The organism is Dactylosporangium sp. NPDC005572 (assembly GCF_040605515.1).
Lineage (GTDB): Bacteria > Actinomycetota > Actinomycetes > Mycobacteriales > Micromonosporaceae > Dactylosporangium.
The window spans coordinates 1-13097 of sequence record NZ_JBEXCY010000284.1; the positions used below are offsets into that span (position 1 = coordinate 1).

The 13097-nt window shown below is 72.7% G+C and carries 15 protein-coding genes; 10 read left to right on the forward strand and 5 right to left on the reverse strand.

Annotated elements, in window-relative coordinates; translation table 11 throughout:
• The 3 genes from ABZS66_RS56300 to ABZS66_RS56310 form a co-directional block, all read left to right on the forward strand.
• Nucleotides 1-761, forward strand: a 761-nt coding sequence (locus tag ABZS66_RS56300) for a hypothetical protein (RefSeq protein WP_354772338.1), incomplete at its 5' end; no start/stop codon positions are given.
• A 64-nt stretch (nt 762-825) separates the two neighbouring features.
• A complete protein-coding gene (locus ABZS66_RS56305) occupies nt 826-1659 on the forward strand; it encodes a DeoR/GlpR family DNA-binding transcription regulator (RefSeq protein WP_354772340.1) in 834 nt (277 codons plus the stop codon).
• The gene (locus ABZS66_RS56310; protein ID WP_354772342.1) at nt 1656-2744 is read left to right on the forward strand and encodes a tartrate dehydrogenase; all 1089 of its coding nucleotides are present in this window, start codon (nt 1656-1658) and stop codon (nt 2742-2744) included. Before ABZS66_RS56305 ends, ABZS66_RS56310 begins: the two co-directional genes overlap by 4 nt.
• 62 nt (nt 2745-2806) lie before the next feature.
• On the opposite strand, the gene ABZS66_RS56315 is transcribed toward ABZS66_RS56310, so the two are convergent.
• The 4 genes from ABZS66_RS56315 to ABZS66_RS56330 are packed head-to-tail and all read right to left on the reverse strand — an operon-like array spanning nt 2807 to nt 5900.
• A complete protein-coding gene (locus tag ABZS66_RS56315) occupies nt 2807-3823 on the reverse strand; it encodes a sugar phosphate isomerase/epimerase family protein (protein WP_354772344.1) in 1017 nt (338 codons plus the stop codon).
• Between the two features lie 9 nt (nt 3824-3832).
• Nucleotides 3833-4204, reverse strand: coding sequence for a VOC family protein (locus ABZS66_RS56320; RefSeq protein ID WP_354772346.1), 372 nt, complete (start codon nt 4202-4204; stop codon nt 3833-3835).
• Entirely contained in the window at nt 4201-4929 is a 729-nt protein-coding gene (locus tag ABZS66_RS56325; protein WP_354772348.1) for an orotidine 5'-phosphate decarboxylase / HUMPS family protein, read from the reverse strand. The genes ABZS66_RS56320 and ABZS66_RS56325 overlap by 4 nt, the downstream gene beginning before the upstream one ends.
• Nucleotides 4926-5900 (reverse strand): sugar phosphate isomerase/epimerase family protein, encoded by a 975-nt coding sequence (locus ABZS66_RS56330; RefSeq protein ID WP_354772350.1) that lies wholly within the window; start codon nt 5898-5900, stop codon nt 4926-4928. Before ABZS66_RS56330 ends, ABZS66_RS56325 begins: the two co-directional genes overlap by 4 nt.
• 102 nt (nt 5901-6002) lie before the next feature.
• Here ABZS66_RS56330 and ABZS66_RS56335 point away from each other — a divergent pair, with 102 nt between their 5' ends.
• From ABZS66_RS56335 to ABZS66_RS56360, 6 genes are all read left to right on the forward strand, one after another.
• Nucleotides 6003-7052, forward strand: a complete 1050-nt coding sequence (locus tag ABZS66_RS56335) for a zinc-binding dehydrogenase (RefSeq protein WP_354772352.1) — start codon at nt 6003-6005, stop codon at nt 7050-7052.
• Nucleotides 7049-8236: a Gfo/Idh/MocA family oxidoreductase gene (locus ABZS66_RS56340; RefSeq protein WP_354772353.1), complete on the forward strand. Its 1188-nt coding sequence runs from the start codon at nt 7049-7051 to the stop codon at nt 8234-8236. The genes ABZS66_RS56335 and ABZS66_RS56340 overlap by 4 nt, the downstream gene beginning before the upstream one ends.
• Complete coding sequence (locus ABZS66_RS56345) at nt 8233-9270, forward strand: Gfo/Idh/MocA family oxidoreductase (protein WP_354772354.1); 1038 nt, start codon at nt 8233-8235, stop codon at nt 9268-9270. Before ABZS66_RS56340 ends, ABZS66_RS56345 begins: the two co-directional genes overlap by 4 nt.
• 22 nt (nt 9271-9292) lie before the next feature.
• Nucleotides 9293-10057, forward strand: a complete 765-nt coding sequence (locus ABZS66_RS56350) for a sugar phosphate isomerase/epimerase (protein WP_354772356.1) — start codon at nt 9293-9295, stop codon at nt 10055-10057.
• Nucleotides 10054-11154, forward strand: coding sequence for a Gfo/Idh/MocA family oxidoreductase (locus tag ABZS66_RS56355; protein WP_354772358.1), 1101 nt, complete (start codon nt 10054-10056; stop codon nt 11152-11154). Before ABZS66_RS56350 ends, ABZS66_RS56355 begins: the two co-directional genes overlap by 4 nt.
• Nucleotides 11155-11293: 139 nt before the next feature.
• A complete protein-coding gene (locus tag ABZS66_RS56360) occupies nt 11294-11452 on the forward strand; it encodes a hypothetical protein (RefSeq protein WP_354772360.1) in 159 nt (52 codons plus the stop codon).
• A 252-nt stretch (nt 11453-11704) separates the two neighbouring features.
• Here the strand turns inward: ABZS66_RS56360 and ABZS66_RS56365 are convergent, their stop codons facing one another.
• Nucleotides 11705-11851, reverse strand: coding sequence for a hypothetical protein (locus tag ABZS66_RS56365; RefSeq protein ID WP_354772362.1), 147 nt, complete (start codon nt 11849-11851; stop codon nt 11705-11707).
• On the opposite strand from ABZS66_RS56365, the gene ABZS66_RS56370 reads away from it, so the two are divergent.
• Nucleotides 11845-13097 (forward strand): heparan-alpha-glucosaminide N-acetyltransferase domain-containing protein (locus tag ABZS66_RS56370; RefSeq protein WP_354772364.1); only part of this gene is annotated, 1253 nt, incomplete at its 3' end. The two genes, ABZS66_RS56365 and ABZS66_RS56370, sit on opposite strands and share 7 nt — an antisense overlap.

Below are 13097 nucleotides of genomic sequence, written 5' to 3' on the forward strand. Positions count from 1 at the left end.
CCGGCGACGACGCGCTGCGGCACTTCAAGACGATCGCGACCCGTACCCTGTCACCGTTCGCCTCCGCCGTGCTGCTCGACCGCCCCTACGCGGTCGCCGACGCACGCCCCGGGACGATCAGCCCCGACTGCCGGTTCATCCTTGCCGCGGACGTGCTGCACCAGCCGCCCGGCGAGGGCGTGGCCGAGACCTCGCTCGACCCGCTGGTCACCCCGGGCTACGTGCGCCAGGTCGGTGCCGACGCGATCAAACTGCTGGTGATGTGGCGACCGGACGGGCAGGCGGCCGCCCGGGCCGCGCTGGTCGAGTCGTTCCTCGGCGTCGCCCGGGCCGCCGGCGTCGCCAGCCTGGTCGAGGCGATCGCCCGGCCGGCCACCGGCGACACGTGGGACAGCGCCGAGGCGCGGCTCGAGGCGATCCTCGAGGCCGCGCGCGAGATCGCCCCGCTCGGCGGGTCCATCTACAAGGCCGAGGTGCCCGGATACATCCCCGGCGACGTCTCGCGGGTCCGCGAGCACGCCGAGCGGATGACCGAGATCGTCCCCCAGCCGTGGGTCGTGCTCTCCAACGGCGTCGCGCCGGCCGACTTCGCCGCGGCCGTGCGCGAGGCCTGCCTGGGCGGTGCGCAGGGCTTCCTCGCCGGCCGCGCGATCTGGGCCGACACGGTCGCCGACGCCGACACCGACACGGCGCTCAAGGCGCGCTCGACCGAGCGGTTGCGGACCCTCGGTGAGATCGTCGCAGCGGCTCGGAGACCCTAGTGTCGAGAGGCATCCGGGTGTCAGCTGTGGGCCGGCGGGGACGAGGGACTGGGGAGAGTACGCAATGAGCGCAGTCGAAGAGAACTTCAGGTACACCTCGGCGCCCGAACGGCGCGAGCGGCTCGTGCAGTTCATCATCGACCACGGCTTCTGCACGATCGGTGAGCTCTCCAAGGCGTTCGACGTCTCCGAGATGACGATCCGCCGCGACGTGCAGCGCCTGGTCGAGCAGGGCCGGGTGCGCGGCTTCCGGGGCGGGGTCGGCTCCCTGTCCAAACAGGACATGGAGGGCAGCGACTACCGGCTGCGCGACACCAAGATGGCCGACGCGAAACACGCGATCGCGCTGCGGGCGATCGAGCTGATCGGCCCGGGGTCGGTCGTGGCGATCGACGCCGGCACCACCGGCCACCAGGTCGCCGAGCTGCTCCCGTCCGACCGTGCCCTCAAGGTGGTCACCCACTCGTTCCCGGTGGTGTCCAGCCTCATCGGCAACCTCGGCGTCGAGGTCATGTGCCTCGGCGGCACGCTGCACTCGGAGTCGCTGTCGTTCGACGGGCCCGCGACCCTGGCCGCGATCGGGAACCTCCAGGTGGACGCGCTGTTCCTCGCGGCCAGCGGGATCGGCGACCGGGGCGCGTTCTGCGGCAACGGGTTCGACGCGATCACCAAGCGGGCGCTGATCGAGGTCGCCGACCGGGTCGTGCTGCTCGCCGACTCGTCGAAGTTCTTCACCTCGGCGATGGTCAAGATCTGCGGCTGGGACGCCATCGACCTCGTCATCGTCGACGACGGCATCGCCGAGGAGCACCGCCGGATGCTCGAGCAGCAGGAGGTCGAGGTCGTCGCGGTGCCGACCAGGTCGGCGCGGGCGGACCTGGCGGAGGCCACGAAATGAGCGCGACGTCAGCCGGGGCGCGGCACCGGATCGCGGTCATCGCCGGCGACGGCATCGGGCAGGAGGTGGTGCCGGCCGCCATCGAGTGCCTCGACGCCGTCGCGGCCCGCCACGACATCGTCCTCGACTGGCACGACCTCGACTGGGGCTCCGAGTACTACCGCTCGCACGGCCGGATGATGCCGCTCGACGGCCTCGACCGGCTCGCCGGGCACGACGCGATCTTCCTCGGCGCGGTCGGCGTGCCGGACATCCCCGACGTCGACACGCTGTGGGGGCTGCTGATCCCGATCCGCCGGCAGTTCGAGCAGTACGTCAACCTGCGGCCCGTGCGCACGCTGCCCGGCGTGCCGTCGCCGCTCGCCGCCACCGAACCGGTCGACATCGTGATCGTCCGGGAGAACAACGAGGGCGAGTACTCGCAGGTCGGTGGCCGCATCTATCGCGGTACCGAGGACGAGCTGGCGATCCAGGAGTCGGTCTTCACCAGGCGCGGGGTCACCCGGGTCGCCCGCTACGCGGCCCGGCTCGCGACGCAGCGGCGCGCCGCCGGGCACGCCGGGCGGCTCACCTCCGCGACCAAGAGCAACGGCATCGTCCACACGATGCCGTTCTGGGACGAGGTCGTGCAGGGCGTGCTCGCCGAGCACCCCGACGTGACAGCCGGCAGCGAGCTGATCGACGCGCTCGCCGCGAGCCTAGTGCTGCGGCCGCACCGGTACGACGTGATCGTGGCGTCGAACCTCTTCGGCGACATCCTCTCCGACCTCGCCGGCGCGATCACCGGCTCGATCGGCTGCGCGCCCAGCGCCAACCTCAACCCCGACGGCCGGCACCCGTCGATGTTCGAGCCGGTGCACGGCTCCGCCCCCGACATCGCCGGGCAGGGGATCGCCAACCCGATCGGCCAGATCTGGAGCGGGGCGCTGATGCTCGACGCCCTCGGCCACCCCGCGGCCGCCGCCGACCTGGTCGCCGCGTTCGAGGCGGCGCTGGCGGGCGGTGCGCGCACCCGTGACGTCGGCGGGACCGCGAGCACGGCGGAGGTCACCGCCGCGGTGCTGGCCAACCTGAAGACCGCCTGACGACGGCACCGATCCGCACGCATGACGCGGCCCGGCCCCCGAGGGGGCCGGGCCGCAGTGTGTCAGCGCTGGGTGAAGACCTGGTCGAACCGTGCGCTCGGCGGGTTCCACAGCAGGGACCGGACGAACGCCAGCGCCCGCGGCGCGCCGTCGAGGCGGCTCATCCGCGCGTCCTCCCACTCGATCGAGATGGGGCCGGTGTAGCCGATCGCCTCCAGGGCGCGGAACGCGTCCTCGAACGGGACGTCGCCCTGGCCCGCGGAGACGAAGTCCCAGCCCCGGCGCGGGTGGCCCCACGGCAGGTGGGATCCGAGCCGGCCGGCGCGGCCGTCGCGGTTGCGGATGCGGGTGTCCTTGCAGTCGACGTGGTAGATGCGGTCGGCGAAGTCGACGATGAAGTTGGCCGGGTCGACGTCCTGCCACATCATGTGGCTCGGGTCCCAGTTGATGCCGAACGCCGCGCGCCGCTCGACGGCCTCCAGTGCACGATGGGTGGTCCAGTAGTCGTAGGCGATCTCGCTCGGGTGGACCTCCAGCGCGAAGCGAACGCCCTCCGCGTCGAACACGTCCAGGATCGGGTTCCAGCGGGTGGCGAAGTCGGCGTAGCCGTCGTCGATGACCGACTCGGGCACCGGCGGGTACATCGCGACGTAGCGCCAGATCTTCGAGCCGGTGAACCCGGTGACGACGTCCGCGCCGAGCTTGCGGGCGAGGATCGCGGTCTTCTGCATCTGCTCGGCGGCCCGGGCCCGCACGCCCTCGGGGTCGCCGTCGCCCCAGGTGCGGCTGCCGGCGATGTTGCGGTGCCGGAAGTCGAGCGGTTCGTCGCAGACGAGCTGGCCCTGCGCGTGGTTGGACAGCGCCCACACGCCGAGGTTGTGCCGGTCGAGCAGGTCGCGGATCGAGCGCAGGTAGGCGTCGTCGTCGAGCGCGCGGTCGACGTCGAGGTGCTGCGTCTTGCAGGCGATCTCCAGACCGTCGAAGCCCCACTCGGCGGCGAGCCGGCACACCTCCTCGAACGGCAGGTCGGCCCACTGGGCGGTGAACAGGGTGACGGGGTGTCCTGGATGTGCAGACATGACGCCTCTTCAGGTCGTTGCGTGTGGCTGGAGGAACTCGAGCTGGTTGCCGAAGCAGTCGTACGTGTGGAAGCGCCGGTGCCCCGGGAAGCGGTCGTCCGGCTCGACGGCGACGCCGTGGGCGGACAGCCGGGCGGCGAGCGCGTCGAGGTCCTCGACGAGGATCGCCGGGTGCCCGAGCCGGTTGGGGTGGAACTCGGCGTCGGGCAGGCCGTGGATCTCCAGCGCGCCGGTGCGGAACCAGCAGCCGATCGGCCGCATCGTCGCCGGTTTGGGGATCTCGGTCAGGCCCAGGACGCCCGCGTAGAAGGCGCGGGCCCGGTCCTCGGCCCCGACCGGCATGGTGAAGGTGGCGTGGTGCAGGCCCAGGAAGCCCGTCACCGGCGCACTGGCGTCGCGTGCACGCGGGCGATGGCGTCGCCGAGCACGGCGGGCAGGTCACCCTCGGGGATCGTGAACGAGGTCTCGTCGTCGATGGCGAGCGGGGCGCCGAACACCACGACGCCGGCGCCGATCGTGGGGCAGCTCACCGCCTGGTCGATGGAGAGCCCGCCGACGGCCTGCACCGGCACGGTCGTGGCGGCGACGATGCCCGGGAGGTCGGTCAGCGGGGACAGGCCCAGCTCGCGGTGCATGTTGCGGTGGTCGTGGCCGATGTGGTGCAGGACCATGCCGACGCCGAGCTGCTCGAGCCGTTTCGCCTCGGCCACGCGGTCGTCGGCGGCCATGTCGTCGCCCATGACGAGCACACCGAAGTCGGCGCCGGCCTCGCACACCCGCTGGACGGTCGCGTCGTGGGCGCGGCCCATCACGACGACCGCGTCCGCGCCGGCCTCGGCGTAGAGCGCGGTCTCGCCGTACCCGCCGTCCATGATCTTCAGGTCCGCGATCAGCGGGTGGTCCGGGTACTCCTTGCGCAGCGCACGCACCGCCCGGGTGCCCTCGGCGAGCAGCAGCGGGGTGCCGATCTCCAGCCAGTCGGCGCCGGCCTCGACCGCGATAGCGGCCATCCGCAGCCCGTCGTCGAGGTTCTTCAGGTCCAGGGAGACCTGGACGATGCCGTGGGTCAGGTCTTCGCGCCGCAGGCCGCGGATCGAGTGGCTCATGCTGTGGGTGCTCCTTCGGCGGAGGGGGTGGCGGCCGCGCGGCGGGCTGCATCGTGGTTGCGGACGCTGACCGCGGTCGACCCGCCGAACCAGCGGTCGCGGGCGTCGCGGAGGAAGGCCGCCGAGGCGCGCAGCTCCTCGATGCCGTTGACGCCGTCCTCGATGCTGATCCAGCCGTCGTAGCCGGCCTCGTTGAGGACGGTGAAGATGCCGGGGTAGTCGTTGAGGCCCCGGCCGATGACGCCGTGCTTGAGGGCGGGGGAGTAGCCGATGGTGCCGTCGGCCGACCGGAGGTCGTCGAGGTCGACGCCGGGCTCGACGAAGCGGTCGGAGGCCTGCATGGTGACCACCCGGTCGATGACGGTGCGCAGGAACCCGACCGGGTCGGCGCCGGCGACGAGGGCGTTGGACGGGTCGTACTGCACGCCGAAGTGCACCCGCTCGTCGATGCGGTCGAGCAGGGCGTGGAACACCTCGGGGCGCTGGGCGAACTCGGGATAGGCCCAGGTGCTCGCCTTGTAGTGGTTCTCGATGGCGAGCGTGATGCGCAGCTGCGCGGCGAGCGGGACGAGCCCGGTGATCGCCTCGGCCGCCCAGTCGAGGCCCTGCTCCAGGTGTACCTCGGGGTGGGCCTGGCCGCTGAGCACCCGGCAGGTGGCGCCGGGGCCGCCGAGCAGCGCGGTCGCGCGCATGAACGAGGCCTGCGCCTCGATCTCGCGGGCCCGCACGCCGGGGTCGGGGTTGGTGAAGTCGGGCGACGCGCACATCATCGGCATCTCGAAGCCGGCTCCGGCGATCGCGTCGGCGACGGTGGCGAGGTAGCCGTCGTCGGCGGACCAGAGAAAACCGGTGTGCAGTTCGAGCCCGTCGACGCCGAGCGTGCGAGCGTCCTCGATCCATTCGAAGACGGTTTTGCTGCGGCGGACGACCATCGCTTCGAGCTCGCCCTTGGGGAAGGCCGCGATCCTCATGGCCCGAGACCCTAGCACCAGAATGTGGGCGGAAGGCTACAGACTTTGGGAGTTTTCTGTTCTATTGTTGGTGCGCCCCGAGCATCCTGGAGGATCAGCCGCATGAAGGCCTTGGTCAAGTATGCCGACGAGAGCGGTGCCCTGGAGGTGCGTGACGTGCCAGAACCGGTCCTCGCGCCGGGAACTGTGATCGTCCGGCTGCACACGGTGGGGGTGTGCGGCTCCGACATCCATATGTGGCAGAACTCCCAGAGCAAGAGTTCGGTCGGCGTGCTGCCGGTGACGCTCGGCCACGAGTCGGCCGGCACCGTCACCGCCGTCGGCGACGGTGTCACCGGCTGGTCGGTCGGCGACCGCGTCGTGTGCGAGACCGCCGCGTCGATCTGCGGCGTCTGCGCCCTGTGCCGCGCCGGGCGGTACAACCTCTGCCCCCAGCGCCAGGGGTACGGGCTCAAGCGCGACGGCGCCATGGCTGAGTACATGCTGGCCGAGCCGCGCGTGCTGCACCGCATCCCCGACACCGTCTCCTTCGAGACCGCGGCGATGACCGAGCCGTTCGCGGTCGCCTACAACTGCGTCGTCGAGCGGGCCGCCGTCAGCCCCGGCGACCTCGTCGTCGTGCAGGGCGCCGGCGCGATCGGCATCCTCGCCCTGCAGATCGCGCTCCTGCGCGGTGCCGCCACCACCGTCGTGCTCGGCACCTCGATCGACGCCGGCCGGCTGGAGACCGCCAAGCAGCTCGGCGCCGACCACGTCCTCGACGTCACCCGGGAAGACCCCCGCGAGCTGGTCGCCTCGCTGCACGACGGCCTCGGCGCCGACCTCGTCGTCGACGCGACCGGGGTCAGCGCGGCGCTGCAGCAGTCGATGGAGCTGGTCCGCCCGGCCGGCGCCATCGCCAAGGTGGGCTGGGGGCCGCAGCCGCTCGGCTTCACCCTCGACCCGCTGGTGAAGAAGGCCGTCACGCTCTACGGCTGCTACTCCCACACGTGGAACACCTGGGAGAAGGTGCTGCGCCTGTTCGCCGACGGCAAGCTGGACACCGACCGGGTGCTCGGCGGGCTGTACCCGATCGAGCGCTGGGAAGAGGCGTTCACCGCGATGCGCCAGGGCGTGCACGTGAAGTCGGCGCTGCGGATGGAGCAGCCGTGACCGCACCGATCCGCCTCGGCATCGTCGGCCTCGGGGCGGTCGCCCAGGCCGTGCACCTCCCGCTGCTGTCCAAGCGGCGCGACCTCTACTCGATCGCCGCGATCTGCGACCTCTCGCCCGAGGTCGTGGCGGTGGTCGGCGACCGCTTCGGCGTGCCGGCCACCCGCCGGTTCGCCACCCTCGAGGACCTCCTCGACGCCGGCGGCCTCGACGCGGTCATGGTGCTCAACCGGGGCTCGCACTCGGCGCAGGTCCTCGCAGTGTTCGAGCGCGGGCTGCCGGTCTTCTGCGAGAAGCCGCTGGCCTACACCACCGCCGAGGTCGACGCGCTGATCGGCGCGGAGCCCGGCCTCGGCCGCCCGGCCATCCTGCTCGGCTACATGAAGCAGTACGACCCGGCGGTCCTCGCCGCCGCCGAGGCGCTCGCCGACGTCGACGACATCCGCATGATCGAGGCCTCGGTGCTGCACCCGACCGGCGCCTCGCAGCTCGCGCTCGCCCGGGTCGCCGGCCCGTCCGCGCCGCTGCCCCCGTCGGTGACCGCGGCCGGCGACGCCGAGGACCGGGCGCTGTGGGCCGCCGCCGTCGGCGACGCCGACGAGGCGACCTGGCGGGCCTACCGGGGCGCGCTGGTCAGCAGCCTCGCCCACGACCTGTCCATCATGCGGTCGTTCGGCGCCCCGCCGGCCACCGTCGAGTGGGCCGACATCTGGCGCCAGACCTCCAAGTACGCCGAGGTCGACCCCGGCCGCGACCGGCGCTCGTTCGGCGAGCACCCGCCGTCGATCAGCGCGGTCGGGTCGCTCGCCGGCGGCGGCCGCTGGTCGCTGTCCTGGCACTACCTGCCCGACTTTCCCGCCTACCGGGAGAGCATCCGGGTCGTGCACGGCCGCGGTACCGTCGAGCTCGTCTTCCCGTCGCCCTACCTGCTGCACGCGCCGACCGAGCTGACCGTCACCAGCCGCCAGGGTGCCGCCGAGCGGCGCGTCGTGCAGCGCAGCCCGATCGAGGCGTTCGAGACCCAGCTGGAGGCCTTCCACTCCATGGTCCGCTCCGGGGTCCCGCCCCGCTCGGACCTCGCCGCCGGCCGCGCCGACATCCTCGACTGCCAGCGGATCCTCGCCGCGTTCGCGGGCCGCACCGGCCTCGCGATCGGTGGCGAGGTCGGGAAGCTGGCCCGATGACGGACACACCCGAGCGGATCCGGACCGTCGTCGTCGGGTACGGCCTGGCCGGCGCCGTCTTCCACACGCCGCTCATCGAGGCCGACCCGGCGTACGAGCTCGCCGGCATCGTCACCGCCGATCCGCAGCGGGCGGCCGCCGCCGCGGCGAAGTACCCGCGGGCGCGGATCCTGCCGTCCGTGGACGCCGCGGCCGACGCCGGCGGGTTCGAGCTGGCGGTCGTCGCCGCCCCGACCCCGCACCACGTCGACGTCGCGTCGCGCCTGCTGTCGGCCGGCCTGGCCACCGTCGTCGACAAGCCCCTCGCCGTGCGCTCCGCCGACGCGCAGGCCCTGATCGACCTGGCGGCGGCGCGGGGCGTCGCCCTGACCGTCTTCCAGAACCGCCGCTGGGACGGCGACTTCCTGACCGTCCGCAAGCTCGTCGAGTCCGGCGCCCTCGGGCAGGTCCGGCGCTTCGAGTCACGCTTCGAATGGCTGTCGGCGCGGCCCCGGCCGGAATGGAAGAAGGGCACCGCCGGCCGCGACGGCGGCGGGGTCGCCTACGACCTCGGCTCCCACCTCATCGACCAGGCGATCCAGCTCTTCGGTCCGGTGAGCGCCGCGGTCCACGGCGAGCTCGACAGCCACGTGGCCGTCGTCAACGACGACGACACCTTCATCGCGCTGACCCACGAGTCAGGTGTCCGCTCCCACCTGTCGATGAGCAGCCTGGTCGCCCAGCGCGGCTTCCGCTTCCGCGTGCTCGGCGCCGAGTCGGCCTACACCAAGTGGGGCCTCGACCCGCAGGAGGCGCAGCTCGCCTCCGGCATGTCCCCACTGGACCCCGCCTTCGGCGTCGAGGACCCGTCCGCCTACGGCCGGATCGGCCGCGACGGCGCGCTGACCGCCGTGCCGACCGAGCACGGCGGCTACCGCGACTTCTACGCGCGGTTGGCGCTCGCGCTGCGCGGCGGCGGCCCGCTGCCCGTCGACCCCCGCGACGCCCTCGTCCCCATCCGCATCATCGAGGCCCTGCACGCCCGCACCCCGTGAATCCCCGGAAAGGCCCGTCCCTGTGCCCGCATCCCTGAACTCCCTGTCCCTGCAGCTCTACAGCGTCCGCAACGCCCTCGACGAGGACCTCGCCGGCACCCTCGCGCGGGTCGCCGAGATCGGCTACCGGCAGGTCGAGTGCTCCTACAAGCTCTACTCGCGCGGCCCCGAGGTCGCCGCGGCCCTGCGCGACAACGGCCTGTCGGTGGCGACGTTCACCTCGTCGCTCGTCGACACCGACCACGAGGCGATCTTCGCCGCCGCCGTGTCGCTGGGCGCCACGGCGGTGATCGACACCTACATCCCCGAGGAGTTCTGGACCAGCGAGGGGGACGTCGACCGGATCGCCGGCCACCTCAACCGGGCCGCGGCCGGCGCGGCGGCGCACGGGCTGCGGGTCGGGTACCACAACCACTGGTGGGAGCTGGAGCGGCAGTTCCGGGGCAAGACCGCCCTGGAACTCCTGGTCGACAAGGTCCGGCCGGAGGTCGTCCTGGAGATCGACGCCTACTGGGTCGCCGTCGGTGGCGCGGACCCGGTCGCCGTCGTGCGGGACTTCGGCGACCGGGTGCGGTTCCTGCACCTCAAGGACGGGCCGATCAGCCGCGACAACCTGCAGCAGCGCCCGGCCGGGCAGGGCCGGCTCCCGATCGACGCGATCCTGGCGGCGGCGCCGCAGGTCGAGGCCGGTGCCGTCGAGTTCGACGAGTACGCCGGCGACATCTTCGAGGGGATCGCCGCGAGCCACGCCTTCCTGTCCCAGCGCCTGGCCGGGGCCGCCGCATGAGCGCACCGGTCGGCGTCGGTGTCGTCGGTGCGGGGCGGATCAGCTCGCAGTACCTCGACAACCTCACGCGGTTCCCCGACCTGAACGTGGTGATGATCGCGGACCTCCTGCCGGAGCGGGCCGCCGCGCAGGCCGCCGCCTACGGGGTGCCGCACTCGGGCACCCCGGACGAGGCGCTGGCCCACCCCGGCATCGAGCTCATCGTCAACCTGACGATCCCGGCCGCCCACGCGGAGGTCTCGCTCGCCGCGCTGGAGGCCGGCAAGCACGTCTGGTCCGAGAAGCCGTTCGCGCTGTCCGTCGAAGACGGTGAGAAGCTGCTGGACGCCGCGTCCGCGCGCGGCCTGCGGATCGGCTGCGCGCCCGACACGTTCCTCGGCGCCGGCCTGCAGAGCGTCCGGCGGGCCGTCGAACGCGGCGACATCGGCGAGCCCCTCTCCGGCCTGACCCTCTTCGAGGTGCCCGGCCCGCAGGACGACCATCCCATCCTCAAGACGCTGCTGTCCCGCGGCGCCGGCCCGCTGTGGGACATGGGCCCGTACTACCTGACGGCGCTGACCCAGACCCTCGGCTCGTTCGCGAGCGTCTACGGCGTCGGGCGGATCGCCCGCCCGCGCCGGACCCCGCTCAACGGCCCGGGCGCCGGGATCGAGCACCGGGTCGAGGTCCCGACGCACGTGTCGTTCGTCAGCCGCTTCGCCGGCGGCCAGACCTCGTCGAGCACGCTGAGCTGGGACTCACCGCACCGCCGGGTCGGCCACGTGGAGATCGTCGGCAGCGAGGGGACGCTGTCGGTGCCGGACCCGAACGAGTTCACCGGGCCGGTACGGCTGCTGCGGCGCGGCTCGGCCGACTGGGTCGACGTGCCGGTCACCGGGCCGGTGGCCGGGCGCGGGCTCGGCGCGCTCGACATCGCGCGGGCCGTGCGGGCCGGACTGCCGCACCGGGCCGACGGGCGGCTGGCGTTCCACGTGCTGGAGACGATCGCGGCGGTGACGGCGTCGATCGAGTCCGGCACGCCGGTCAAGGTCACCAGCCGGGCGCCGCACGTGGAGCCGGTACCGGAGGACTGGGACCCGTACGCCCGCACCCTCTGAGGTCAGCAGTTGCCGGCGTTCACCCGCCCAAGCCTGCTGGGTAGTGGCGCCGGGTGATGCCGGCGCCGGCGGTGTGGCCTGCGTGTGAGCCTGGTTTGAGGCGGTCTCGTCGGGTCGGTCGCGCGAAGAGAATCCGGTCATGGATTACGACGAGGCTCTCGGAGCCGGATGCACCTGCCACTGGAGTCGCTGCAGCGCGCGCATCGACCTGCTCGACGGCAGCTGCATCGAAGACGTCTGGCACGAACTCGACCAACCCGACCCAAGATGCGCGGTGCACCGTCGAACGGAGGACTGATCATTGCATCGCCCGCCCGAGCCGTCCGCCCTCGCCCCGCCGTGCAACCGCGCCGGCGGGGCGTCGCGCCGTTCGGGCGTCGGACCTGGCGGATGAGGCGGCGTGTGAGCGCTCCTGCGGTCGGAGCGGGGCACGGACGGAGATTGCCGGGCGTCCGCGCCGAGTGGGTGATCTCGTTGTGAGAAATCCCTGCCAACCGACCCGGGCCTGAGCCGGGAACTGCCAGCATCGGTCATTGCCAGCCGTACGGCGTCAGTTTCGTCGTGTCATCGAGTCGGCGTCGTCGGGCCGCATCCCGAGGCCACCGGCGACCGGCACGCCGACGCCGGGCCGGTAATCGACGAGTCCGCCATCGACGTCGGACTCGACCTCGTGAATACGGTGATGCAGCCATGACACAGCTCGCGACCCCGGAACCCGTCTCCGCCGATCCGGTCGACTCTCCACCGCCGCCACCGGCAAAGCCGGCCCAGAAACGGGCGCGGCTGGTCGGGGTCGACGCCGCCCGGGGCGTGTCCCTGCTCGGCATGATCACCCTGCACGCCCTGTACGAGGCCGACGCGGCCGGCCGCCCGACCTGGTCGGACCTCGCGTTCAGCGGCAAGGCCGCGGCCGCGTTCGCACTGCTCGCCGGGGTCGGCGTCACCTTCGCGACCGGCCGCCGGCCGGTCCGCCGCGCCGACGCCGGGCCCACGGTGGCGATGCTCGCCGTCCGCGCGCTGGCGATCGGTACGATCGGCCTGTTCCTCAGCGGCTCCGACACGGTGCTGAACTCGGTGATCCTGCCCTACCTCGCCGTGGTGTTCCTGCTGGCCATCCCGCTGGTGTTCCTGCCGACCTGGGCCGTGGCCGTGATCGGCGTGGCCCTGGCCACCGCCGGGCCGGCGGCCAACCACATCCTGCTGCCGCACCTGCCGGATCCCAGCCTGGCGAACCCGACGTTCGCCCGCCTGGCCGACGATCCGGTCGGAATGCTCACCGAACTGTCGCTCACCGGCTTCTACCCGTCGCCGGCCTGGCTGGCCTACATGTGCGCCGGGATCCTCATCGGCCGGCTGAACCTGGCCAAGGTCCGGGTCGCGGCCGCACTGCTCGCCGGCGGCACGGTCCTCGCCGTCGCCGCGCCGGCGGCCTCGTCCTTCCTGCTGCACCGGTACGGGCTGGCGCACATCTGGGCGGCGCAACCGGCCAGCGGGCTCAGCGTGGCGGAGACGAACGAACTGCTGCTGTTCGGCGGCAACGGCTACACCCCGTCGTCGACGTGGTGGTGGCTGGCCATCGACACCCCGCACACCAGCACCCAGTTCGACATCCTGGGCACCACCGGGATCGCCGTGGCCGTGCTCGGCCTCCTGCTGCTGATCGGCCACGTGAACGTCCGGAGCCTGCGCCGCCTGACCACGGCCGTGCTGACGCCCCTGGCCGCGGCCGGCAGCATGACCCTGAGCTTCTACACCGTGCACGTCATGTTCATCAACTCCGACTACGACACCTACAGCGCGACAACCGGCTGGCTCGTCCAGATCATCGCCGTGGTGCTCATCGCGCTCGTCGTGCGGTACACCGTGGGCCGCGGCCCGCTGGAGGCCGTCGTCGTCGCGCTGGCCACCCGCGCCCGCCGGCTGGCGGCCACCGCGCTGCCCCG